The following is a 23,127-nucleotide window of genomic DNA, read 5'->3' as shown; positions in this document are numbered from 1 at the left end:
ATATTAATGAATCGCTCAGATAAAACACCTTGGTATAAACAATTTTGGCCTTGGTTTTTAATCACCATACCTGTTGTATCTATTTGCCTAAGTGTCACTATGTTAAACCTCGCCTTGAACACTGAAGATAGTTTAGTAATAGACGATTATTACAAAGAAGGGAAAGGCATTAATTTAGAGTTAACCAAGATACAAGAAGCAAAAGCTCAGGGAATCTCTACTGTCTTAACCATCACTGATAATCGGGTACAACTCGAGTTCTTATCTGGTAAACCAAATTCAGGAGAAGCGTTAAAACTTCATTTTTACCACGCGACTCTGCAAGATAAAGATTTTTCATTATTACTCACGCAAGATGCTAATGGAATTTACAAAGCGACTGCTGAGGAACCAATAAAAGGTAAATGGAAACTCACTCTTTCGCCTTTAGATGAGCAATGGAAAATAATGCAGGATAAAGGTTTACCCCAGAAAGCCCCTTTCAACTTTAACCCTTAATGGAAAATAATAATCCAAATAGCTGTTACCATTGTGGCCTTCCTATCCCCAAAGGAGAGGTTTTCTGGGCAGATATTTTAGGTAAGCCTCGCAAAATGTGTTGCCCAGGTTGCCAAGCTGTTGCTGAAGCAATTGTTGAAAATGGATTAGAAGATTATTACCGCTTCAGAACAGAGTTTGCCGATAAAGGCGACAAACAGTTAACAGAAACCCTTGATAGATTGAAGGCATACGATCACGAGGAAATTCAACAAGAATTTGTGGTCGATGACGGTAGTCAAAAGCAAATACAATTAACCATTGAAGGCATAAGTTGCGCTGCTTGTGGTTGGTTAATTGAAAGACAACTTTTAAAAACCCCTGGTATTAAACGCATCGCGGTGAATGTTTCTGCGCGAAGAGCTACGATAAATTGGATAGATTCGCAATTAAAGCTAAGTGAAATCATTTCACAACTTGAGTCAGTAGGCTATCACGCCCTTCCCTTTCAAGCGGACGAACACGAAGCTTCTTACCAAAAAGAAACCAAAAGCTATTTAAAACGTCTTGGATTAGCAGGCCTTATGAGTATGCAGGTCATGATGTTAGCCATCGGACTGTATTTTGGTATTTTTGGCTCAATAGAAGATACAACCAAAGAATTTCTCCACTGGGTGAGTTTTCTATTAACCACGCCTGTGGTGCTATATTCTGGCTTTACTTTTTATAAAAGTGCATTTAGTTCATTACGAATGAAATCTGTAAATATGGACTTTTCCGTTTCAATAGCCATTATCGGTACTTTTGTGGCTAGTGCTTGGGCAACAATTACCCATACCGGCGAAATTTATTTTGAATCAGTCTGTATGTTCATCTTTTTATTACTAATCAGCCGCTTTTTAGAACACCGTTCACGACACCAAGCCAGTCTTATATCTGCCAATATGTTTAAATACATTCCACTGACGGCCATTCAAATAGATAGTGATAACAAGCAAAACTCGGTGTTAGCAAAACACCTTAAACCAGGACAAAAAATACTAGTCCGCCCTGGTGAAACGTTTCCAGTCGATGGGGTGATAACATCTGGCGATGGAAACGTAGATGAGTCCATGTTGACGGGTGAGTCTGAGAAAATCAAAAAGAACATTGGTGACCATGTGTATGGCGGCACCATAAATCTGTCAGGCTCATTTGAAATAGAAGTTGAAAATGAACTTAAATTATCCTTAGTAAATAAAATACTACGGTTGCAAGAATTAGCCCTTGCCGATAAACCCAAGGCTGCAGTGTATGCTGATGTAGCCTCAAAATACTTTATTGTAATTGTTCTTGGAATTACTCTGATTAGTTATTTCGGTTGGTTAGCTTATCAACCAGATCGGGCATTTTGGGTGGCCATATCGATTTTAGTCGCCACCTGCCCTTGTGCATTAAGCTTAGCAACCCCCACGGCATTAACTAGCGCCATGGCAAAGTTAAACCAATATGGTTTGTTGGTAAAAAGAGCAAATATCATTGACGTCATGCCTGATGTCGATACGGTAATTTTTGATAAAACAGGTACCCTCACTAATGGTCACTTTAGTGTAAGTGAAGTTGAGCTATTTAATCATTCAGACGAAAATTTTGTATTCAACTTAGCGGCTGGCATCGAGCAGTATTCTAAACATCCAATCTCCCAAGCGTTTCAATCCAAAACGCCTCTAGAGGTTAATCACGTAGACACCATTGCTGGCAAAGGCTTGCAAGGTACCTATCAATCGCAAATTGTAAAGATTGGTAATCTAAGCATTTTAGATGATAAATTAAATTTGCCCGCAAACCCTGATGACTCTCGCGTGTATTTGCAATTAGGCAAACAATTAATCGCCGCATTTACGGTAAAAGATGTAGTCAAAAAAGACGCTAAACAGCTCGTCAATGACCTGAGTAGCAAACAATTAGTGATGTTAAGTGGTGACGCCGAAACAAGTGCTACCTCGGTTGCCAACGCCTTGGGAATTCCCAATGTGTATTTTAGGCAAACGCCTCAACAAAAACTCAATTACATCCAAAGTTTACAAGCTGATGGACATAAAGTGTTGATGATTGGAGATGGTATTAATGACGCGCCTGTATTAGCCGCTGCCGATGTATCTATTGCAGTAGGTGACGCTAGTGACATGGCGAAACGTTCAGCCGATATCATTTTATTAAATTCGAAATTAAGTAATGTAAAATTTGCTGTTAGTATGGCAATCAAGGTACGCCATAAAATTAAACAGAATATGGTCTGGGCTATAGGTTACAACGCACTTATTCTTCCTCTTGCAGTGGCTGGATATTTAAGCCCATGGATGGCCGTTATCGGTATGTCTTTAAGTTCAATCATTGTAGTAGCAAATTCAATTCGTCTGCTCCGTTAATAGGAAACTAAATTGAGTATTATTTATGTATTAATCCCCATCGCTATACTGCTCGTTTTGTTAGCTATCGGGATCTTTTTTTGGGCAGTTAAGTCAAATCAATTTGAAGATTTAGAACGTCAAGGTTACAACATTTTATTCGATGATGACGTAGACAAAAAAGCACCACAAAAAGCCCCTAAAACTGAAGAAGAATGAACGATATCAGCTGGTTCTCAGCGATTTTAATTGGTCTTGCAGGTAGTGTACATTGTGCAGGGATGTGCGGCGGTATTGTTACCTCGTTTACCTTTGCCTTGCCAAAAAATCAGTCACAATGGCCATTTTTAATCGCTTATAATACAGGACGTATTTTATCCTACAGTGTTGCTGGCGCTATCGCCGGACTTTTAGGGCAAGTTGTCACAACCCAATCTTTCATCAACCCACAAGTACTCACCCTGTTTGGTGGGGTATTTATGGTGTTACTGGGGCTTTATGTGGGTCAATGGTCAAAGTTGCTCACTAAAGTCGAAAAAGTCGGTGCTATTTTTTGGCGTAAAATCAGCCCGTTGTCAAAACGTTTTATTCCCTTTAAACACCCAATGTATGCCGTGCCCTATGGTGTGATTTGGGGTTGGCTGCCCTGCGGATTAGTATATTCAACATTAACCTGGAGTGTTTCCACTGGCAGCGCAGTACAAGGTGCGTTGACCATGTTTTGTTTTGGTTTAGGCACACTGCCTATTATGTTAGCAATGGGAGCTAGCGCCACTCAAATCAGAAGTTGGTTAACACAACCCTTGGTAAAACGTAGCGTTGCAGTTTTATTGTGCTTATTTGGCTTGATTTTATGTTACCAAGGGATTCATAATTGGTAACTAATGAATTAAGTGGAATTATCTAATGTCTGATTCGAACAAGTTCAGTATTCGCTGCCAAAATTGTAGTTTTAACCATCTTTGCATCCCCGTAGCCCTGAACCAAACAGAAATGGAAAGTTTAGATGAGATAATCGAGCGTAAACGTCCTTTGCATAAAAATGATCAGCTCACTATTCCAGGACAAAAATTCACCTCATTATTTGCGGTAAGAACAGGTTCATTTAAATCCTATATTACCTCCCCTGATGGAGAACAACAGATAACCGGGTTTCATTTTCCTGGTGATATAGTTGGTTTCGACGGACTCTTTTCAGAAAAGTACCAAAGTTACAACCAAGCCATGGAAACCTCTATGGTGTGTGAGTTGCCCTATGACAAGCTCGACACTATGAGCGAGCAACTTCCGACATTACGTAAAGAAATGCTTAAGATAATGAGCACGGAAATAAACCAAGACCATAGTATGATGATGCTCTTGAATAAACGTACTGCAGAGGAACGTCTTGCACATTTTTTGATTAATTTATCCGACCGCTTTCACTCTCGTGGTTTTTCTGAAACCGAGTTCAATTTAACCATGACGCGTAACGAAATAGGTAACCATTTAGGTCTTACCGTAGAAACCGTCAGCCGTTTATTAACCCGTTTTCAAAAAGAAAATATCATAAAAGTAGATGGCAAGTTTATCCAGATCCCCGATTTAGCCTCCCTTAGAGATAAGCTCGGTGAGCATGTTTTACAAAATAAAGCCTGCGGATAGGCCTTTCCTGTTAAGTTGATTTAGGTCAAAACAAATAATCGGTTAACTGGCAAAATAGCTAAAGTACCCATACACTTAAGATGAAAGTGTAAACCTTATAAGGGAGTTAACTAATGTCCATATTTAACAAAATACTAGCCGTTGTAGACCCGACCACCGATGATCAGAAAGCCTTTAAACGGGCTCTCTTGCTGGCACAAAAAACGGGGGCCAGTGTTACTGCCTTTCTATCCATTTACGATTTCTCTTATGAAATGACCACTATGTTGACCGTAGATGAACGCGAAACAATGCGCCAAGCTGTGGTAGATGATAAAACTGATTGGCTAGCCAATATCGTTGAGCCATTGGCAGCTAACTCTTCAATCTCTGTAGATATCAAAGTAGTTTGGCATAATCGTCCTTATGAAAGTGTCTTATTTGAGGTGATTGACCACAGTTATGACTTAATTGTAAAAGGCACTCACGAGCATGACACCTTGAAATCGGTTATTTTCACCCCTACCGATTGGCATATTTTGCGAAAGTCTCCCGTGCCTGTATTGCTAGTCAAAGAGCATGACTGGCCAAGCAATGGCAACATTTTAGCGGCTGTTGATGTTGGTAGCGAAGATGATGAGCACCATAGTTTAAATAAAATCATTACAAAAACCGCAGGGATGATGGCTGATTTATTAGAAGGTAAAGTTAACCTTGTTAACTCTTACCCTGGAACACCAGTGAATATCGCCATCGAAATTCCAGAATTTGATCCCGTTGGTTATACGGAATCAGTCAAACAGCATCATGCCAAATGTATGCTTGAACATGCACAGAAATTCAATATACCCCAAGAAAATCAGCACCTTAGTGAAGGTTTACCTGAAGACGTAATTCCATCGGTTGCTAAAACCATAGATGCAGAGTTAGTAGTGATTGGAACCGTAGGTCGAACAGGGATCACCGCTGCACTTATTGGTAATACCGCTGAACACACTATCGACTCTCTCAATTGTGATGTTTTAGCCATAAAACCTGAAGGTTTTGAGTGTCCACTCAAGCACTAGTAATACATTAGCAATATCAGAGCAGAAGTTTACCTAAAACATTTGAAATTAGAGTGTTTATGTCCTTTATGAGGACAGGTATAATCGGCGCTGATAGCAATGTTTTCTAGGAATATAATGAGTAAGATCGAGTCTCTGTCTGAGAGTAAAAAATACAGTTTCAATAAACTTCAAAAGCGCTTAAGACGAAATGTAGGTAAAGCAATCGCCGATTTCAACATGATCGAGGATGGCGATAAGGTGATGGTTTGCCTGTCTGGTGGTAAAGACAGTTACACTATGCTCGATATTTTGATGTTTCTAAAAAGAATTGCCCCTATAAAGTTTGAAATTATTGCGGTTAATTTAGATCAAAAACAACCTGGCTTCCCCGCGGATGTACTTCCAAGATACTTAGAAAATTTACAAGTACCTTATGAAATTGTCACCGAAGATACCTATTCCATCGTCAAAGATAAAATTCCAGAGGGTAAAACCACTTGTTCTCTTTGTTCAAGATTACGTAGAGGAATACTGTATAAAACGGCATCACGTTTGGGGGCGACAAAAATCGCTTTGGGCCATCACCGCGATGACATGCTCGAAACCTTATTTCTGAACATGTTTCATGGGGGACGCTTAAAATCTATGCCTCCAAAACTCGTCAGCGATGATGGTAAACAAATGGTTATACGACCATTAGCCTATTGCTCTGAAAAAGAAATAACCCAGTATTCCGAACTACTTGAATTTCCGATTATTCCCTGCAATTTGTGTGGCTCTCAAGAGAACTTGCAACGTAAAGTGATTAAAAACATGCTAACAGATTGGAATCAGCGTTTTCCGGGTAGAATAGAGAGTATGTTTAAAGCGATGCAAAATGTGGTTCCTTCCCATCTTGCTGACAATCAAATTTTCGACTTTAAAACTTTAGAAACACAACAAACACCGTTTGAAAACGGTGATATTGGATTTGATCAAGAAGACTTTTCATCCCCATCCATTAGTAATGATGACACCGTAAATATTATCAATATAAGTTAAGGATCACTTCAATAGATGAAAATTGGATTAGCGTTAGGAAGCGGAGCCGCTCGAGGCTGGGCGCATATCGGAATTATTCAAGCCTTAGAAGAGCTTGGCATTGAAGTAGATGTAGTGGCAGGTTGTTCAATAGGTGCTTACGTTGGAGCCGCTTATGCGAGTAATAAATTAGAACCTCTTGCACAATGGGCTAGTTCTTTATCTGAGTGGCAAGTACTTGGGCTTATGGGGGTTGGCTTTCGTAAAGGCGGACTTGCCAGTGGTATAAAAGTATTTAAAGCCCTTGAAGAGAATTTTTGTGAACGAGAGTTTGAACAATTATCCAAACCATTAGGTGTAGTAGCCACCGATTTATATAGTGGTAAAGAGGTTTCTTTTACTCAAGGTCCATTAGCCGAAGCGGTAAGAGCATCCTGTGCCATACCCGCTCTTTTTCCGCCAATTGCTTTTAAAGGAAGATGGTTAGTGGATGGTGCAGTGGTAAATCCTGTACCTGTAAATTTATGCCGTCAACTTGGAGCTGATTTCGTTTTTGCGGTCAATTTAAGTGCCGATTTTAGACCTGAAATTCAAGCTCAATATCAGTTGGAACATGAAAATAATCAGAAGCGAACCAATGATTTTTTCAATAAAAGTCACTCGTTTATGCAACGTATTTTTAGTGGTAGATTTAAAAAAGACAGCGAAATTGATGAAGAGGATCTTGAGTCCTTAGAAGATTTAGAGAATATGTCTTTGCATGAAAATGACGAATTGGAAAATGAAGACGTTTCCCCTTCGTTAGAAATTGATAAGGAAAACCCAGAAAATATAGAAACAGAGTTCACAACTAGCAAAATGAAATTAACCGACAACACCCCTAGCATGTTAGGCGTAATGTCGAACTCTCTTGATATTCTTCAAGCAAGAGTAACACGTTCTCGTTTAGCCGGAGATCCACCGGATATCCTCATCGAACCTCAACTAAGAGACTTCGGCATCATGGAGTTCCATCGTGCCGCTGAGCTAATTGAAGAGGGACGCCAGAGTGTGAAACGAGTCGCTGCGCAAATTAAATATCAATTACGTCTGGACTAAGTTTTTAGGTTTACTTTGTTATTGCTGTAATTCTGTACGGGGCCTCAGAAAAGCTCACCTGAGCGCCCTGCTCTAACCAATCCTCACTGACTACAACATGATGTTCATCTACGTATAATGCATCCGGTATCGAGTCTCTATCAATGTTATCGAAATAAAACTGTAACCCGCTAACTGAAGGCATTAGGAATGAAAGGAAACTTCCCATATCATCGAAAAATATAGCGTACTGTTGATACAAGTCTTGTAATTCTTGATGAGTGTAATGGGTTTTCAAATAACTGGGTTTTGTTTCCAATTGCACTGACATGTCACACTGATTACTATTTTCAACCAGTTCTAGTTTAACTAAAGCTTTAGCTTGATTTAAGGCTTTTTCGGTCGGTAATAAAAAACGATATTCTGGGGTAATGGTAACCGGAAGGGTTACTTTTTGAGTGACGATATTCGCACTTTGAATTTGGCACAAGCCACCGTTTCTAACATTTTTAAAACCAAATGCGAATTGTAATGCGGGCGTCTCTTCATTATCGATTTTTTTAAGATGGCTATAAAAGCTAGAATACTCAACAGACAGCGTATCAGCCAAAGCAGAACTACAAAAACTAACCAAAATAAAAATAAAGCTTAAAAATTTCATGCGGGTAAAAACTTCCTATTAAAACGTATCATTTGTATGAGCTCTTTAATGTACTCGTCACCGCGTTCGGAGTAATTTTTCAAGCCTTTTGCTAACTTTTCAGCGGTAATTTGTTGATTACTGTTACGTAATTTGGCTCGTATGTCGCGCAACTGAGTGTAAGCCTCGTGACGGTTAATATTTCGAAAATATGTACTTACAGCATGCTCTAAACTGGTAAATTTAGCCACTTCATGAACCGCCCCTTCATTGCGACGTTTAGGAACGAAGCCACAGCCCTCTCGAAAGCACCAAAGACCGAAGAAGTTAAAACCTTGCTTGGCAAATCTTGAGGTCCCCCAAGCCGACTCATTGGCGGCCTGCATAAGCACTAGTTCAGCGGGTATCACATCAATTTTAAGCAATAAACGACTTACTATTTCGGATAACTCTAGTTTAGGATCAACACGGTACTCCGTGATCAATGAGTCTAACCTTGTTTGTTGCAAAGAGTTAAAAGGCTGATTTTGTTCAATCACACTTTTAATTTCTTTGAGAAATGTCCGTTTTTCAATAATAACCCTATTGTGATGGCGTATTGCCGGCAGTAAGTAATTAAAAAATGCCTTTTTCCTAACCACCACTGGAGAAATTTGAGAAAAATTAGGCATTTTCTGTTCAGTGTATGGTGCAATATTTTGCTCATCAAAAGGATCTAACTTCTTTGGTGGGAACAGAAAAGGGTAACTTAATACTACTGCGCCAAACACCCAGATTACCAATAAATAGAGAATACGTCTGGGTGTTGGGAAGTCGAGGTTACGCATCAAATGTAGTGTCTCCGTCAGACCCATTTTGTTGGCTCTGGTAGTTAAAGTTATTGCTACTGCTGCCGTATCCAAAAAGTTCACAATACAGCAAACCATTAATATTATAATAGAAGGGTAAGAATAGTATCAAACCAATCCCAAACGAAAGAATTGAAAGCACTAACAACACTAAAAATACTGCGTATAAAATAGTGAATGGAAATAAGTAACGATTAACCATTTTAATGGAAAGTATCAGTGCTGCGATTGGCGTGAAGTTTTTATCCGCGACCAAAAGGACCGCAAAACTGGTTGCTATCATTAAATATAGGCCAGGCAAAATAAAAAGCGCCATACCTGCTTTGGTTACAATTAAAATAAATGCGGTGACTAAACAAATGGGAAGTGCTTGGCCTAGTTTGGAAAATAAAAACCTAACAGATGCCAATTCTTTTAAATGAGACCTCGCCCCTTGCAACATTAAAGCAGCAGTCATTGGCGCTAAAAGCAGTTGAATTATTAAGTCCAAGGTCATCAAATGGCCTTGAGTAAACTGCTCCATGGTCTGAATTCCATTGTATTTAATGTATATAAGCGCAACCACCATGCTTAGTACAAACACTACCAGCAGCATTTGTAGGAAGACTAAAATACTACTCATAGTATTTTCGAAGCCCTTGGCTAATATACTTTTCAAATCAAAGTTATATCCGCCATTAAGGTTTTGCTTAATCAGCTCCGAATGGCTTTTTTCATTAGGTTTAGACATCAATAATTCTTTTATTAATTTAAGTGGAAAAAACTAGGTTTACGGCCAGCACTATTAGTATCACTCCCATGAAACGATCAAATATATGACCATTTTTCTGTAACGATGAACGAATTTTCGTTCCACTCATTAGGTAGGATAAAAAACAAAACCAAACACCAGTGGCAAAGGCTAAATAAATACCATAGCTAACTTTAATTAGCATTGGAGTGTGCGGAGATACGGCTACAGCAAATACAGTCAAAAAAAACAAAGTTGCTTTAGGGTTCAATCCATTCGTCATTAAACCAATCAGAAATGACTTTTTATCGGATGTAAGTTGCGTTTTTACTGACTCAGCTTCCAATGATACACTATTTTCAAGGGAAATAGGTTTACTGCGGATCGCTCCCCACCCCAGATATAACAAGTACGCAGCAGCGACATAAGCAAATCCTTGAAATAACCAAGGCGTGGTTTTAATTAAGATGCCGATGCCTAACAATGAATAGGCCACGTGGATTAGAATCCCCACTCCAACGCCTACACTGGTAAACATAGCTGAACGCCTACCACTGCTGATACTTTGTTTTAAAACCACGGCAAAATCGGGACCAGGGCTGGCAACTGCGAAAAAATGTAATGTAGCAATTGCGGCAAACTCTAACCAATAAGGAGTAAAATCAGGTAAATTCATTATTTTATTAACGACTCAATATAATTGGGAATCACTTCTGTGGCTGGTCCATAATAACTTTCAGAAAAAGCGCTAAAACCGTTACTGGGTTCTAAATTTAGCTCTACACAGTGGGCTCCATGAAAACTAGCCTGCTCAACAAAACCGGCTGCAGGATACACATTTCCTGAGGTTCCTACAGAAATAAATAGATCTGCACTGCTTAAGGCTTGAGAAATTTCGTCCATATACAACGGCATTTCACCAAACCAAACGATATTAGGACGGACCATATTAGGTTTTTGACAACATTCGCATTGGCTATTTTGATCATAAGAATCAGTAGTCTTGTTCACTTTCAGACTACCTAAACAACGGTAACTGAGCAAGTCACCATGCATATGTAAAAGTCGCTTTGAACCAGCTCGTTCATGTAAATCATCAACATTTTGTGTGATCAAAAGAAAGTTGTCCTGCAAATATTCTTCTAATTTAGCTAACGCTAAATGCCCTTTATTAGGGACTATCTCTGGGGACTGCAACTGTGCTCTACGTTGATTATAAAACCGGTAAACTAATTCAGGATTACGGGCAAAGGCTTCAGGTGTAGCCACATCTTCTACCCGATGCTTTTCCCATAAACCATCGTTATCTCTAAAGGTTTTCAAACCCGATTCCGCAGAAATTCCGGCACCGGTTAATACCACCACTTTGCAAGATTTCGAGAAGCTTTCAATCATGAGTTGTCGTTAATTCCTTATTTATGAAACGTTTAAACTTTGTAGATGACGCGCTTTTAGTTACACTAGCTCTGGATTTACTCATTATCGTGGAAAATGGTTTGCCAAAATCTAAATTTGTAAAACTAATCTCTCAATCTTACCAGCAGCTGTCTCCCAATGGGCGCAAAATTGCAAATTATCTGCAACAAAACCCCACCGACGTTTTAACGTTATCAGTTGCTGAGATTGCCCAAATCACCTTAACTTCAAAAGCAACCGTTAGCCGATTCTTTCGTCAACTTGGCTATGACAACCTGCAACAAGTTAAGGAGCAAATGCGTAATGCTCGCAATGCTGGTGTGCCTTTAGGCGCAGCCCATAAAAACAATGATTATATTACTCAGGAATTAGACCGAATAAAACAAACTTGGGATAATGTTAAGTCTGAAGATATAAACCAATTAGTTGAGTCAATCACACAGGCTTCTAGAATTACCTTAATCGGTTTTCGAAATAGTTATCCCGTGGCTATGCATTTTCGACAGCAACTTCTACAAATTCGCGGTAAAGTCAGGTTACTCCCCCTACCCGGTCAAACATTGGGTGAAGAAATAGAGGATATCTCCGACGATGAATTAGTGATTATTATTGCCTTTCGTCGACGCCCTAAAATTGTAGAAAAACTAATTGAGTTAATTTCTAAAGAGCAACTTGTGTTAATGGCCGACCCTTCGGCACAAATATACAAAGAAAAAGTAGACCAATTGTTTATATGTCAACTTGGACAAGAACTGCCTTTAGACAGTTACTCTGCTCCTATGAGTGTGATTTCGGTGATCTGTAATCAAATCCTTAATTCTGAAATATACGCTAAACAGAATCGTATCGATGCAATATCAAAATTGTTCAATCAATTAGATGAATTAGAATAAAACTCGCATTTACCGATTTGTTTCTCTTGACTAATTGGTGAAACAGTTGTTTCATAGGGTTATGTTTAATTAAGATTGGTTTCATGAACTTCTCATTTCACTCGCCATTCGTACTACCCGTTAAATTAGATATAAACAAAACAACTAACCGCTCGAAATCTCAGCCCTTAAAAGGTTGGACTCTGGCTGTAAAAGATTTGTTTGATATTGACGGGATGCTCACAACTGCTGGAAACCCGGACTGGGCAGCAACACATCCGATAGCGACACAAACCTCGGAGACGGTCGCTCGCCTACTTGATGCAGGTGCTGAATTTGTAGGCAAAACCATTACTGATGAATTAGCCTACAGCCTAAATGGTCAAAACATTCATTATCCTGCTTTGATAAACTGTTTGGACAAAGATCGAATCAGTGGTGGCTCTTCAAGTGGAACGGTTGTAGCAGTCGGGCGCAATTTAGCACGGATTGGTCTGGGTACAGATACCGGTGGCTCTATTCGAGTTCCAGCCAGTTATAATAATTTGATCGGATTTAGACCTACCCATGGTTTAATCTCATTAAAAAATGTTGTGCCCCTTGCCCCTTCATTTGATACACCAGGCTGGATCACAAGAACAATTGAAGATGCCCTAGAAGTTGCCAAGTGTTTGATACCCAGTCAACAAACAGAAGACACACCCTTTAGTACACCTGTAGCGCTGACAGATCTCATTGAGTTTGCTCAACATAAGGTGGAAATTGAGCAATGGCTAAAAACAACTTTTCCAGTTGGCGTGTCGAAAAGCCAAACAATCAGTGCAGAAGATGTTGAAAAGGCAGCCAATGCATTTAGAGTGTTACAAGGACGAGAAATCTGGCAAACTCATGGTGAGTGGATAACAAATTCACAACCTACGTTTGCAGATGATATTCAACAACGCTTTGAATGGTGTGAAACCCTGACTAAAGATGACGAATTATTCGCCATTGAGCAGCAGCAAACTTTGCAAAATAAGGTTTCTGCACTTTTAACACAAGGCCAATATTTACTTTTACCGACAACTCCTGGTCCAGCGCCAAGAATTGATACCTCCGCATCAGAAATTGCAGAATATAGAAAAAAACTAATGCAATTTACCTGTATTGCCGGTTTAACAGGTTGTCCACAACTACATATGCCGCTATTTAAACAGCATAATACAGCCTATGGTTTATCTATTTTGGGCCCTAAAAATAGCGATTTATCGTTATTACGTTTAGGCCAAAAACTTATGGGAACTGCTTAATGAAACACAAAGTACAAAATATAGAACATACTTCTACCACAACAGGTTTTACTGCTCCCCATTACGCCGCAGCGCAAGCCGGTCAGCACATATTAGACACTGGTGGCACTGCCATTGAGGCAATGGTTGCCGCGGCAGCCTCTATCGCTGTGGTTTATCCCCATATGAATGGTTTAGGGGGAGATGGCTTCTGGATTATTAGTGAGCCAGGCAAAGCGCCTGTGGGTATTGATGCTAGTGGTTGCGCTGCTAATCTTGCCACATCAGAATTTTATCAAGACCTATCAGCAATCCCCTCTCGAGGAGGAAAAGCCGCCTTAACCATGGCCGGAGCCGTATCGGGCTGGCAAAAAGCTTTAGAAATTAGCCAACAGTGGCAGCCAAATAAACCATTAAACGAATTATTATCTACCGCTATTGGTCAAGCCGAATGGGGATTAGAAGTTACCCAAAGTTTAACCGATGCCAGTTTTAAAACTTTCGATGAATTACATGACAGCCCTCCTTTTGATCAGTTTTTGATCAAAGGAAAAGCCCTTAAAAAAGGCAAAATTGTTAAATTGCCGAAGTTGGCAAAAACCTTATCGCAACTCGCTGAGAAAGGCTTAGATGATTTTTACCGTGGTGGAATTGGTAAAAATTTAGCGGCTGACTTAACGGCAGCGGGTTCACCACTGCGTGAAAAAGACTTCGCAGACTATCAAGCAAAGATAGTTAAGCCTCTGAGTATCGACATTTCCGCTGGTAAACTATACAACCTTGGTGCGCCCACTCAAGGTGTTGCGTCTTTACTGATCTTGGCATTGTTCGACAAAGTAAAACATTTAGCTTCTGGTGAACATGAATATCCTCATTTATTAGTTGAATGTACTAAACAAGCATTTTTAATACGTAATCAATTTGTCACCGATGAAAGTCGATTGGAGCGCCCTTTAGAAGACATGCTTGATGATTCTATCGTCGATGCCCTTGCCGCAAAAATCAGCGCTGATAAAGCGCTAGATTGGCCTAACAAAGCAAAATTAGGTGATACGGTTTGGATGGGAGCTTGTGATAGCTCAGGCAGAATGGTGAGCTATATTCAGAGTTTATACTGGGAATTTGGTAGCGGTGTAGTCTCAGATTCTACAGGTATTGTTTGGAATAATCGCGGTACATCATTTAGCTTAGATGCCGATTCAAACCAATATTTACAGCCTGGATTAAAACCTTTTCATACTTTGAACCCAGCATTCGCAGAACTCAACGATGGACGACGCATTAGTTATGGCACTATGGGTGGCGAAGGGCAACCACAAACTCAGGGAGCTATTTTTAGTCGACATGTTTTCCAAAATATGCCCATGGACGAAGCCATTGAATCTCCTCGTTGGTTGTTAGGCCGTACTTGGGGTGATCAATCTCACAACTTAAAAATCGAAGCTGACATTGATAACCAGATCCTCGAATCCTTGCAGGCTAAAGGACATGATATTGCAGTTGTTCCCCCTAATAATGAAATGATGGGCCACGCAGGCATGATAGTACGTAAACCAGATGGCCAAGTCAGTGCAGCTACGGATCCACGTAGCGACGGCAAAGCATTCCCTTACTAAAAAAGAGAAGTAATAGTATATGGATTTAATTATCGAAAATTACCCAACCATATTGGCGCTAATGGCGACAGGTGTGTTTGCGGGTATTTTAGCCGGTTTACTCGGTGTGGGTGGTGGTATTGTCATCGTTCCCGTATTGTATTTTTTGTTTCAACACTTTGGTGTAGAACCAAGTTCAGCTATGTTAATTGCCACTGCCACGTCATTAGCAACCATTGTCCCTACATCCATTAGTTCGATACGTTCCCACCGCAAAAAAGGCAATGTGGATTTCGAATTATTAAAATTTTGGTGGATCTTTGTTTTATTAGGCGTACTTATTGGCAGCTTCTTGGTGACTATCGTTAATGGATACTGGTTAACCTTAATGTTTGCCATTATCGCCACATTAGCGGCATTAAATATGCTATTTAGAGCGTCTAAACCGCCTATTTTTAATCAGCTACCTGCACGCCCAGGTCAGAGTATTATCGCCAGTATCATCGGCATGCTTAGTTCTATGGTAGGCATTGGCGGTGGTACTTTATCAGTGCCTATTTTAACCGCGTTCAACTACCCGGCCCATAAAGCCGTAGGAACAGCTGCAGCCATTGGTCTGATCATTTCTTTACCAGGTGCCCTTACCATGTTGATTTTAGGTCAAACACCTGTAGATGCACCAATTTTCACGTATGGGTTGGTTAACTTAGTGGGCTTTATTTGTATCGTCCCTCTTACCGTACTGTTTGCCCCAGTCGGTGCCACACTTGGCGCTAAACTAGATGGTAATTTATTAAAAAGAGTGTTCGCTGTTGCCCTGTTAATAACTGGTGGCCGAATGCTTATTCAAGTTCTACTTTAAGGAGAATCATGTCTTTACTTAGTCCTCCACCTCGCCTTTTGATGGGGCCAGGTCCAATAAATTGTTATCCGCGGGTTCTCAATGCTATGTCGACTCAGTTAGTTGGCCAATATGATCCCGTTATGACCGGTTACATGAATGAAGTCATGTCATTATATCGAGGTGTGTTTAACACTGAAAATGACGCAACATTGTTAATCGATGGCACATCCAGAGCAGGCATTGAAGCCGTTTTAGTTTCCTGTATTGAACCTGGTGATGACGTACTTGTGCCTGTATTTGGTCGATTCGGACACTTATTGGCGGAAATAAGTGAACGGGCTGGAGCAAAAGTTCACACCATAGAAGCACCCTGGGGTGAAGTCTTCCAGCCAGAGCAAATAGAAGATGCGATTAAAAAGGTTCGTCCGAAAGTATTGGCTTTGGTGCAAGGAGATACGTCTACCACCATGCTCCAGCCGTTAGAAAATATTGGCGATATCTGCGAAAAATACGATGTTTTATTTTACAGCGATGCCACAGCTTCAATTGGTGGTAACCCGTTTAAAACCGATGAATGGAAATTAGATGCAGTTTCAGTGGGTTTACAAAAGTGTCTTGGTGGCCCCTCAGGCAGCGCACCTATTACCTTGAGTGAAAAATACGTTCAACGGGTAAGACAAAGACAACATGTTGAAGCAGGTATTCGCAGTGAACAGCACGCTGATGGTTTAGGCTTGCGTATACGCTCAAATTATTTCGACATTCCAATGATTTTAGATTATTGGGGTGAAGAACGTCTAAATCACCATACTGAAGCAACGTCTATGTTGTACGCAGCCCGTGAATGTGCCCTGCAACTATTAGACGAAGGTGTGGAAAACAGTATTCAGCGACACAAGTTACATGGTGATGCCATGCTTGCCGGTGTTAAAGGCTTGAACTTAAAACCCTTTGGCGATTTAAAACATAAAATGAATAATGTTGTGGGAGTTTATATTCCTGACAATGTTAATGGTGAACAGATTCGAGAACAATTGTTACACCAATACAATATCGAAATTGGCACTTCATTTGGCCCCCTACACGGAAAAATATGGCGAATCGGAACCATGGGCTATAACGCCAGAAAAGACACGGTTTTACACACATTACAAGCACTTGAAAACACATTGAGACGCGCTGGCCACCAGTTGCAGTCTGGTTTAGCCACTGATATGGCCTTTGATGTTTACGCAAAACAGGAGAACTAAAATGTTTACTTCCTATGTTCAAACTGTCCTCCAACGCTGTGATGAATTAGCGATGATCAGCCAAAGCCCCGATTACATAGATCGTCGCTATTTGACAAATGAACATAAACTCGCGAATAAATTAGTGGCGTCTTGGATGGAACAAGCCAAGATGCGCACATGGCAAGATGAAGCCGGTAATCAATGGGGGTGTTATCAAAGCCCTTACGAAAATGCTGAAACCTTGGTTATTGGTAGTCATTTAGATACCGTTCCCAACAGTGGTAAATACGATGGAATTTTAGGGGTACTTTTACCCTTGGGGTTAATGCAATGGTTCGCAGATAATTCCATCGATTTACCTTTTAATCTTGAGATCGTAGGTTTTGCCGATGAAGAAGGCACTCGTTTCGGAACTACCCTATTAGGCAGTAGAGCCGTTGCAGGCACTTGGTTAGACCGTTGGGCAGGTTTGTTAGATAAAAATGAAGTAACCGTTGCCGCCGCACTCAGAGAGTTTGGGCTAAACATCAATAATATCCATAATGCCAGTAGAGCTGAAAGTAACATAATGGGGTTTGTTGAAGTACACATTGAGCAAGGTCCTGTTTTAGAAAGTCAGCATTTACCGGTGGGGATCGTCAGCGGAATAGCCGGTGCCAAACGTTATAAAATTGATATTGAAGGTCACGCTGGACACGCCGGGACTGTCCCTATGGCATTACGTCAAGATGCTATAGCTGGAGCAGCTGAAATGATTTTGGCTATAGAGCAAGCTGCCATTGAACATGAAGTTGTAGCCACTGTTGGCCAGATTCAATCGCAAACAAATGCTGTAAACGTTATAAGTGGTAACGCTACTATTAGTTTAGATGTACGTAGCTTAGATAATGATAAACGTGACCAGTGCATCGAACAGATCAAACAAAAACTGGCGCATATTGCACAAATGCGTGGGCTTAAAGTGGCTGAACATTTAACTCACGAAGCCGATGCGACACTTTGCCACCCTGAGATCATGGCGCAACTCGAAACGGCTTGCGAAATGAATAACATTAAACCGTTTGTATTAAGTTCAGGTGCTGGGCATGACGCAATGGCAATGGCTGATCTTTGTCCTACAGGAATGTTGTTTGTAAGATGTGCTAAAGGAATTAGTCATAACCCTGCGGAGTCCGTTAACTTCGAAGATGTTAGAGATAGCCTGTTGGTATTAAAATCCTATGTGGAACAATTAGCAAAGCAATATGGTGAAAGTAGCGAGCTTGTGGCCTAGAGCGCACTAATTTCACCGCAAATTATACAAAATTATTCAATTGGACATGTGGGATCAGCCCCCCACTCACTCCAAGAGCCATCATACACAGCCCAGTTTTCAATCCCAATTTGATAAGCCGCCAAGGCCAAAATACAAGCGGTTACACCAGAACCACAGGAGAACCGAAGCTGGGGATCTACACTATTGTGGCTAGCCACAAACGGTTTAAAAAGCTGCTCAATAGCAGCGGTATCAATGAATTTACCGTCATTTAGCAATTGCGCATAATGCAAATTTTGTGAAGCCGGTATATGCCCGCTTCTCACCCCTTTTCTAGGTTCAGCTTCAGTGCCATTAAACCTAGCCGCACTTCGCGCATCTATTACAACACAATTAGGATTATGCAAATTTTCTAAAATTTGGTTTTTATCCACCAATAACTCTGGGGTAAACTTGACCTTATATTGGGATTTTTCGGTATTTTTAACTAACTCAGACTCGACCTCAAATCCGTTATCGATCCAAGCTTGCAGACCACCATCTAGTACCAACACATTTTGGTGTCCCATGGTTTTCAACATCCACCAAACCCTTGGCGCACTAAAACTGCCTTGGTCATCATAAATAACCAACGTAGTATCATTGCTGATCCCCAGGTTAGACATTTCCTTAGCAAAGAGAGTTGGTGAAGGCAGTGAGTGAGGAAGACCCGTATTTTTATCAACAAAGACATTGTCGAAATCGAATAATATTGAATTAGGTAAATAACAATTTTCAGTTTGTTTACTGACGTAATTCACCGGAAAGTCCACGACAGTATACAAAACTTGTACTGACCCTTGGGTTAATAACTCTTGTAATTGCCTAGGGTTAATAAAGGCTTTATGGGTTTTGAGTTGATTAGAATTCATAGTCTCTCTCTACTTTGGCTATTCTTACTGAATAAGCTTGGTACCACTTCTGTTTACCTAGTTGCTGGGCAACTAAATGTTGTTGTTGATTTTTCCACACCTTAATTGATTCAAGGTCACGCCAGTAGGAAACCGTAATGCCAAGTTCCTGTCGTGCCGACTCTATGCCTAAGTAACCATCTATTTGCTGAGCTAATTCAAGCATCCTGTTTGCAGTTTCAGCATAATTATCATCTATTTTGCTAGCAACAGAAGTAAAAATAACAGCGTAATATGGTGGCTTAGGTGTTTGCGCTATTTGCGTCATTCTTGCACTCCTTGATATAGTGACTTACCTAATTAGTCTACTAAACCGCATATCAATGAAGTTATCAATATATCATCTCGCTGCAAGCTTTTTAGTCTTAAACTTGAGTGCTTGTTCAAGTCAAAGTCATCTGGAAATCAATATGACAGAGCAAAACCCAACAATTAAGCAATTGGTGGACACCTTAAACTTAGAACCCCATGTGGAGGGAGGTTACTTCAAACAAACCTTTAAAGCTGACGGTCAACCTTCTGTCAATACACCTAAGGGCTCTAGAGTAACAATGACCTCAATATACTATTTGTTAAGCGCAGATAGTCCCATAGGCCACTTCCATCGGAATACCTCAGATATCATGCATTATTTCCATGCCGGTGATCCAATAACCTATTATCTCATTCACCCTGACGGTACTTTAGAAACCAAAGTGCTAGGGCCAGATGTACTGGCCGGGCATGAATATCAATTTGTTGTAAAAGGTGGAGTTTGGAAAGCCTCTACAATCTCCCAAGAAGGCAAAAATGGCTATGGTCTGATTGGTGAAGCGGTAGCACCAGGCTTTGAATACACCGACATGGAGTTGGCAAATAGGCAGGCATTAATGGAAGCCTTTCCTCAGCATCAGGAATTGATTCAAGGTTTAACTCGCGAACATTAGGGTTAACCAGTTCACAGCAAACGATAGTCAGAGCTTAATGAAAGAAAGTAATAAATAACTGGCTTCAAATAGATAAGCTTAGCAAGCTAAACGAGCTTATCTATCTGTGCTATCCAGTGAGCTTTTTGCTGTTCACTCAGAAAACTGCCAGTGAAGCCGTTTTTGACCAACGTTACTAATTGTGATTGATTCAAGTTGAGGGCCTGCTGCAAGGCTTCAAAATTTTCATTTAGATAGCCGCCAAAATAGCTAGGATCATCTGAATTGACCGTAACTAAAATATCCTTAGCCAGAAGGTCGAGGATATTATGCTCTTTCATATCATCGAATACGCATAGTTTTGTATTCGACAAAGGACACACAGTTAACGGCATTTGCGTCTCGGCCAGTGTTTGCAACAGTTTAGGATCACCCACACATCTAACCCCATGATCGACTCTATCGACTTTTAATAATTTTAAGGCTTGCCAAATATAATCCGCGGGGCCTTCTTCTCCCGCATGAGCCACACAAGCTAACCCTAAAGACTTGGCTTGTTCAAACACCCTAACAAATTTTTCGGGAGGATTACCTAGCTCAGAGCTGTCTAATCCCACGGCTTCAATGTGCTGCAAATAGGGTTTAGCTGCTGCTAACGTATCGATGGCTTCTTGTTCTGTTAAATGACGCAAAAAAGACATAATTAACAAACTAGATTGCCCCCATTGTTGGGCAGCATCGTCCATCGCCCTAACAAAACCCGGCATAAAGGTTGCGAAGGGAATCCCTCTATCCGTATGGGTTTGCGGATCGAACATCATTTCCGTATGCACAATATTTTGTTCTTTGCACTTGAGTAAGTAACGCCACATTAACTGATAAAAATCGTCTTCATCAACCAAAACAGACGCACCTAAATAATACAGGTCTAAAAAGCTTTGCAGATCCTCAAAGTTATAAGCGGCATGGATTTCGTCAATACTTTTATATGGTAAGTCAACATGGTGTTTTTTACTTAACTCAAGTAATAAATCGGGCTCCAAGGTTCCCTCAATGTGAAGGTGCAATTCCGTTTTCGGTAATTGTTGAATTAAGTTGTTCATAGTGACTCTTGTTATCTTTGTTATTTTTTGAGTGGAAAATTTGTCAACCAATGTTGCGCTATCTGCTCTCTTGTACACAGCCAAACATTGTCAAAGCTTTGTACATATTCAATAAAACGACGTAACGCTGCTAATCGTGCTGGACGACCTATAATTCTGCAATGGAGACCGATAGACAACATTTTCGGGCTTTCTTCCCCTTCTAAATATAAGGTATCAAATGCGTCTTTCAAATATTGATAAAACATCTCGCCATTATTAAACCCCTGTGGCGTAGCGAAGCGCATATCATTGGTATCTAAAGTATAGGGCACCATCAAAATAGGTTTGCTGTAATGATGGTCATAATAGGGTAAATCATCAGCATAAGTGTCTGCGCAATACATGATGTCATCACGTTCGGCAATTAATTTAAGGGTATTGGGGCTGGTTCTACCCGTATACCAACCGCTAGGAGCAGTGCCAGTAATCTTCTCATGCAAATTCAGGGATGCATCAATTAATTTGCGTTCTTTTTCAATGGGCATATCTTGGTAATCTATCCAACGCATGGCATGACTGGCAATTTCCCAATTAGACGCTAACATTGCTTCTACTGCTTCTGGATTACGCTGCAAGGCCATGGTCACACCAAAAACAGTTACCGGAACTTTGAGCTCATTAAGCAATCGGTAAATACGCCAAAAACCCGCTCGGCTGCCATATTCGTACAAGGTTTCCATACTTTGATGTCGATCTGCATAGGCTTTAGCCCCTATGATTTCAGACAGAAATATTTCCGAAAACTCGTCGCCATGCAATACGCAGTTTTCACCACCCTCTTCATAATTTAGAACGAATTGAATGGCAATTTTTGCCTTATTGGGCCACTTCGGGTGAGGTGGAAATTGGCCATAACCTTTCAGATCACGAGGATAAGACTGCATAGTGGTTGTCCTTTTATCGATATTGTTCAGGTATGTCTAAACTACAACCTTTCAAAATTAAATTGATAATAGATTTAGTCGCATCTTCAAATTCAGCCCGATCCATTTCTTTACCTTGTAAATGGGTGATTTGAGCGGAAAAATCAGCATAATGTTGACAACATGCCCAGATGTTATAAAGCAAATAATGGGCACTAGAAAATTGAATTTGACCTTGATCTATCCAATGTTGAATAACCTCAACCCTTCCCTTCATCCAAGCAGCATGTTGCTCTTTATAGAAGCCATACAAGTTAGGAGCGCCATTAATGATCTCTAAAGCGAATATGCGAGAGGCTTCTGGCCTTACTAAAGAAAACTCCATTTTATCTGTTATATAACGGGCTAACACTTCAGCAGGATCATCATCTTTAGTGGCCTCATCAAATACGGAGTTCCATAATTCTAAAATTTGTTGTAAAACTGCTAGATATAAATTTTCTTTACTCTTAAAGTAATATAATACATTCGTCTTGGGTAATTGAGCCCTGTCAGCGACTTGCTGGATTCGAGTGCCTTTAAAACCATGTTTTGCGAACTCATGTTCAGCTGCATTTAATATTAATTGTTTATTTGCCGCGCCGATTCGGCCTTCTTTATTGGTTTTATTATCTGTCATGGTCCATTATTTCTGTAATTGAAGGTTGAAGCCTGTGAGGGCGTACGTCTATCATCCTGTTAACAATGTATCATTAGTTCTTGGCATTTCTAAGTCGCCATGCAAACTATTTTAAATATAATTTATCATTTAACTTTAATATAAGTTGACCAATTGGTCAGGTTTTATATTATAGGCATAGTAACAATCAATCAAAACAAAATTTCGCAATATTAGTTTGTTCAAATAATCTAGAACATTGATATTTAAATA

25 protein-coding genes are annotated in these 23,127 nt (G+C 40.3%); 15 read left to right on the top strand and 10 right to left on the bottom strand.

From position 1 onward, the window contains the following. The first annotated feature begins 6 nt into the window (after positions 1-6). The 8 genes from ABJV04_RS07155 (at position 7) to ABJV04_RS07120 (ending at position 7,654) form a co-directional block, all read left to right on the top strand. Positions 7-498 (top strand): FixH family protein, encoded by a 492-nt coding sequence (locus tag ABJV04_RS07155; RefSeq protein WP_348490661.1) that lies wholly within the window; start codon positions 7-9, stop codon positions 496-498. Beyond that, positions 498-2,885: a heavy metal translocating P-type ATPase gene (locus tag ABJV04_RS07150; RefSeq protein WP_348490660.1), complete on the top strand. Its 2,388-nt coding sequence runs from the start codon at positions 498-500 to the stop codon at positions 2,883-2,885. The genes ABJV04_RS07155 and ABJV04_RS07150 overlap by 1 nt, the downstream gene beginning before the upstream one ends. A gap of 12 nt (positions 2,886-2,897) precedes the next feature. Beyond that, a complete protein-coding gene (gene ccoS, locus ABJV04_RS07145) occupies positions 2,898-3,083 on the top strand; it encodes a cbb3-type cytochrome oxidase assembly protein CcoS (RefSeq protein WP_348490658.1) in 186 nt (61 codons plus the stop codon). Next, positions 3,080-3,745 carry a sulfite exporter TauE/SafE family protein gene (locus tag ABJV04_RS07140; RefSeq protein ID WP_348490657.1) on the top strand — a complete coding sequence of 222 codons (666 nt, stop codon included), beginning with the start codon at positions 3,080-3,082 and terminating at the stop codon, positions 3,743-3,745. Before ccoS ends, ABJV04_RS07140 begins: the two co-directional genes overlap by 4 nt. 25 nt (positions 3,746-3,770) lie before the next feature. Further along, complete coding sequence (gene fnr, locus ABJV04_RS07135; protein ID WP_348490655.1) at positions 3,771-4,508, top strand: fumarate/nitrate reduction transcriptional regulator Fnr; 738 nt, start codon at positions 3,771-3,773, stop codon at positions 4,506-4,508. A gap of 113 nt (positions 4,509-4,621) precedes the next feature. Further along, positions 4,622-5,554, top strand: a complete 933-nt coding sequence (gene uspE, locus ABJV04_RS07130) for a universal stress protein UspE (RefSeq protein ID WP_348490653.1) — start codon at positions 4,622-4,624, stop codon at positions 5,552-5,554. A 135-nt stretch (positions 5,555-5,689) separates the two neighbouring features. Next, the gene (gene ttcA / locus ABJV04_RS07125; protein ID WP_348490704.1) at positions 5,690-6,577 is read left to right on the top strand and encodes a tRNA 2-thiocytidine(32) synthetase TtcA; all 888 of its coding nucleotides are present in this window, start codon (positions 5,690-5,692) and stop codon (positions 6,575-6,577) included. 15 nt (positions 6,578-6,592) lie between these two features. Then, positions 6,593-7,654, top strand: a complete 1,062-nt coding sequence (locus tag ABJV04_RS07120) for a patatin-like phospholipase family protein (RefSeq protein ID WP_348490651.1) — start codon at positions 6,593-6,595, stop codon at positions 7,652-7,654. Positions 7,655-7,664: 10 nt separating this feature from the next. Here ABJV04_RS07120 and ABJV04_RS07115 read toward each other — a convergent pair whose 3' ends face one another. From ABJV04_RS07115 to cobB, 5 genes are read right to left on the bottom strand one after another with little or no spacing between them, the layout of a single operon-like run. Continuing rightward, positions 7,665-8,294, bottom strand: a complete 630-nt coding sequence (locus ABJV04_RS07115; RefSeq protein ID WP_348490649.1) for a DUF2987 domain-containing protein — start codon at positions 8,292-8,294, stop codon at positions 7,665-7,667. Next, the gene (locus ABJV04_RS07110; RefSeq protein ID WP_348490647.1) at positions 8,291-9,100 is read right to left on the bottom strand and encodes a glucosaminidase domain-containing protein; all 810 of its coding nucleotides are present in this window, start codon (positions 9,098-9,100) and stop codon (positions 8,291-8,293) included. The genes ABJV04_RS07115 and ABJV04_RS07110 overlap by 4 nt, the downstream gene beginning before the upstream one ends. Then, positions 9,093-9,851 carry a hypothetical protein gene (locus ABJV04_RS07105; protein ID WP_348490646.1) on the bottom strand — a complete coding sequence of 253 codons (759 nt, stop codon included), beginning with the start codon at positions 9,849-9,851 and terminating at the stop codon, positions 9,093-9,095. Before ABJV04_RS07105 ends, ABJV04_RS07110 begins: the two co-directional genes overlap by 8 nt. Positions 9,852-9,870: 19 nt before the next feature. Then, positions 9,871-10,527 carry a LysE family translocator gene (locus ABJV04_RS07100; RefSeq protein ID WP_348490644.1) on the bottom strand — a complete coding sequence of 219 codons (657 nt, stop codon included), beginning with the start codon at positions 10,525-10,527 and terminating at the stop codon, positions 9,871-9,873. Next, positions 10,527-11,246 carry a Sir2 family NAD+-dependent deacetylase gene (gene cobB / locus ABJV04_RS07095; RefSeq protein WP_348490643.1) on the bottom strand — a complete coding sequence of 240 codons (720 nt, stop codon included), beginning with the start codon at positions 11,244-11,246 and terminating at the stop codon, positions 10,527-10,529. Before cobB ends, ABJV04_RS07100 begins: the two co-directional genes overlap by 1 nt. 23 nt (positions 11,247-11,269) lie before the next feature. On the opposite strand from cobB, the gene ABJV04_RS07090 reads away from it, so the two are divergent. The 6 genes from ABJV04_RS07090 (at position 11,270) to ABJV04_RS07065 (ending at position 18,351) form a co-directional block, all read left to right on the top strand. Further along, complete coding sequence (locus ABJV04_RS07090; RefSeq protein WP_348490641.1) at positions 11,270-12,160, top strand: MurR/RpiR family transcriptional regulator; 891 nt, start codon at positions 11,270-11,272, stop codon at positions 12,158-12,160. An 83-nt stretch (positions 12,161-12,243) separates the two neighbouring features. Next, positions 12,244-13,428: an amidase gene (locus ABJV04_RS07085; RefSeq protein WP_348490639.1), complete on the top strand. Its 1,185-nt coding sequence runs from the start codon at positions 12,244-12,246 to the stop codon at positions 13,426-13,428. After that, entirely contained in the window at positions 13,428-15,023 is a 1,596-nt protein-coding gene (locus tag ABJV04_RS07080) for a gamma-glutamyltransferase (RefSeq protein WP_348490638.1), read from the top strand. Before ABJV04_RS07085 ends, ABJV04_RS07080 begins: the two co-directional genes overlap by 1 nt. Positions 15,024-15,042: 19 nt before the next feature. Then, entirely contained in the window at positions 15,043-15,864 is an 822-nt protein-coding gene (locus ABJV04_RS07075; protein ID WP_348490636.1) for a sulfite exporter TauE/SafE family protein, read from the top strand. Positions 15,865-15,872: 8 nt separating this feature from the next. Beyond that, entirely contained in the window at positions 15,873-17,096 is a 1,224-nt protein-coding gene (locus tag ABJV04_RS07070; RefSeq protein ID WP_348490634.1) for an alanine--glyoxylate aminotransferase family protein, read from the top strand. A gap of 1 nt (position 17,097) precedes the next feature. Next, positions 17,098-18,351: an allantoate amidohydrolase gene (locus ABJV04_RS07065; RefSeq protein ID WP_348490633.1), complete on the top strand. Its 1,254-nt coding sequence runs from the start codon at positions 17,098-17,100 to the stop codon at positions 18,349-18,351. Between the two features lie 32 nt (positions 18,352-18,383). Here the strand turns inward: ABJV04_RS07065 and ABJV04_RS07060 are convergent, their stop codons facing one another. Then, positions 18,384-19,244, bottom strand: coding sequence for a sulfurtransferase (locus tag ABJV04_RS07060; RefSeq protein WP_348490631.1), 861 nt, complete (start codon positions 19,242-19,244; stop codon positions 18,384-18,386). Continuing rightward, positions 19,234-19,551: an antibiotic biosynthesis monooxygenase gene (locus ABJV04_RS07055; RefSeq protein ID WP_348490630.1), complete on the bottom strand. Its 318-nt coding sequence runs from the start codon at positions 19,549-19,551 to the stop codon at positions 19,234-19,236. The genes ABJV04_RS07060 and ABJV04_RS07055 overlap by 11 nt, the downstream gene beginning before the upstream one ends. A gap of 142 nt (positions 19,552-19,693) precedes the next feature. On the opposite strand from ABJV04_RS07055, the gene ABJV04_RS07050 reads away from it, so the two are divergent. Continuing rightward, the gene (locus ABJV04_RS07050) at positions 19,694-20,209 is read left to right on the top strand and encodes a cupin domain-containing protein (protein ID WP_348490628.1); all 516 of its coding nucleotides are present in this window, start codon (positions 19,694-19,696) and stop codon (positions 20,207-20,209) included. 86 nt (positions 20,210-20,295) lie between these two features. Here the strand turns inward: ABJV04_RS07050 and ABJV04_RS07045 are convergent, their stop codons facing one another. Genes ABJV04_RS07045 through ABJV04_RS07035 form a run of 3 tightly spaced genes read right to left on the bottom strand, consistent with a single transcriptional unit; the run spans position 20,296 to position 22,875 of the window. Further along, positions 20,296-21,291 carry an adenosine deaminase gene (locus ABJV04_RS07045; protein ID WP_348490627.1) on the bottom strand — a complete coding sequence of 332 codons (996 nt, stop codon included), beginning with the start codon at positions 21,289-21,291 and terminating at the stop codon, positions 20,296-20,298. A 20-nt stretch (positions 21,292-21,311) separates the two neighbouring features. After that, on the bottom strand, positions 21,312-22,217 hold the full coding sequence (gene puuE, locus ABJV04_RS07040) for an allantoinase PuuE (RefSeq protein ID WP_348490625.1): 906 nt from the start codon (positions 22,215-22,217) through the stop codon (positions 21,312-21,314). A gap of 13 nt (positions 22,218-22,230) precedes the next feature. After that, positions 22,231-22,875, bottom strand: coding sequence for a TetR family transcriptional regulator C-terminal domain-containing protein (locus ABJV04_RS07035; protein WP_348490623.1), 645 nt, complete (start codon positions 22,873-22,875; stop codon positions 22,231-22,233). Positions 22,876-23,127: the final 252 nt, after the last annotated feature.

This window comes from Aliiglaciecola sp., assembly GCF_039982535.1.
GTDB lineage: Bacteria > Pseudomonadota > Gammaproteobacteria > Enterobacterales > Alteromonadaceae > Aliiglaciecola.
The sequence above is the reverse complement of the archived record's forward strand: the minus strand, read 5'-3'. Positions and strand labels throughout refer to the sequence as shown.

Excerpts from the sequence above, each read along its gene's own strand:
- ABJV04_RS07155 (WP_348490661.1), top strand. The coding sequence starts at position 7 with ATGAATCGCTCAGATAAAACACCTTGGTATAAACAATTTTGGCCTTGG.
- ABJV04_RS07150 (WP_348490660.1), top strand. The coding sequence starts at position 498 with ATGGAAAATAATAATCCAAATAGCTGTTACCATTGTGGCCTTCCTATC.
- ABJV04_RS07140 (WP_348490657.1), top strand. The coding sequence starts at position 3,080 with ATGAACGATATCAGCTGGTTCTCAGCGATTTTAATTGGTCTTGCAGGT.
- fnr (WP_348490655.1), top strand. The coding sequence starts at position 3,771 with ATGTCTGATTCGAACAAGTTCAGTATTCGCTGCCAAAATTGTAGTTTT.
- uspE (WP_348490653.1), top strand. The coding sequence starts at position 4,622 with ATGTCCATATTTAACAAAATACTAGCCGTTGTAGACCCGACCACCGAT.
- ABJV04_RS07120 (WP_348490651.1), top strand. The coding sequence starts at position 6,593 with ATGAAAATTGGATTAGCGTTAGGAAGCGGAGCCGCTCGAGGCTGGGCG.
- ABJV04_RS07115 (WP_348490649.1), bottom strand. The coding sequence starts at position 8,294 with ATGAAATTTTTAAGCTTTATTTTTATTTTGGTTAGTTTTTGTAGTTCT.
- ABJV04_RS07110 (WP_348490647.1), bottom strand. The coding sequence starts at position 9,100 with ATGCGTAACCTCGACTTCCCAACACCCAGACGTATTCTCTATTTATTG.
- ABJV04_RS07105 (WP_348490646.1), bottom strand. The coding sequence starts at position 9,851 with ATGTCTAAACCTAATGAAAAAAGCCATTCGGAGCTGATTAAGCAAAAC.
- ABJV04_RS07100 (WP_348490644.1), bottom strand. The coding sequence starts at position 10,527 with ATGAATTTACCTGATTTTACTCCTTATTGGTTAGAGTTTGCCGCAATT.
- cobB (WP_348490643.1), bottom strand. The coding sequence starts at position 11,246 with ATGATTGAAAGCTTCTCGAAATCTTGCAAAGTGGTGGTATTAACCGGT.
- ABJV04_RS07090 (WP_348490641.1), top strand. The coding sequence starts at position 11,270 with ATGAAACGTTTAAACTTTGTAGATGACGCGCTTTTAGTTACACTAGCT.
- ABJV04_RS07085 (WP_348490639.1), top strand. The coding sequence starts at position 12,244 with ATGAACTTCTCATTTCACTCGCCATTCGTACTACCCGTTAAATTAGAT.
- ABJV04_RS07080 (WP_348490638.1), top strand. The coding sequence starts at position 13,428 with ATGAAACACAAAGTACAAAATATAGAACATACTTCTACCACAACAGGT.
- ABJV04_RS07075 (WP_348490636.1), top strand. The coding sequence starts at position 15,043 with ATGGATTTAATTATCGAAAATTACCCAACCATATTGGCGCTAATGGCG.
- ABJV04_RS07070 (WP_348490634.1), top strand. The coding sequence starts at position 15,873 with ATGTCTTTACTTAGTCCTCCACCTCGCCTTTTGATGGGGCCAGGTCCA.
- ABJV04_RS07065 (WP_348490633.1), top strand. The coding sequence starts at position 17,098 with ATGTTTACTTCCTATGTTCAAACTGTCCTCCAACGCTGTGATGAATTA.
- ABJV04_RS07060 (WP_348490631.1), bottom strand. The coding sequence starts at position 19,244 with ATGAATTCTAATCAACTCAAAACCCATAAAGCCTTTATTAACCCTAGG.
- ABJV04_RS07055 (WP_348490630.1), bottom strand. The coding sequence starts at position 19,551 with ATGACGCAAATAGCGCAAACACCTAAGCCACCATATTACGCTGTTATT.
- ABJV04_RS07050 (WP_348490628.1), top strand. The coding sequence starts at position 19,694 with ATGACAGAGCAAAACCCAACAATTAAGCAATTGGTGGACACCTTAAAC.
- ABJV04_RS07045 (WP_348490627.1), bottom strand. The coding sequence starts at position 21,291 with ATGAACAACTTAATTCAACAATTACCGAAAACGGAATTGCACCTTCAC.
- puuE (WP_348490625.1), bottom strand. The coding sequence starts at position 22,217 with ATGCAGTCTTATCCTCGTGATCTGAAAGGTTATGGCCAATTTCCACCT.
- ABJV04_RS07035 (WP_348490623.1), bottom strand. The coding sequence starts at position 22,875 with ATGACAGATAATAAAACCAATAAAGAAGGCCGAATCGGCGCGGCAAAT.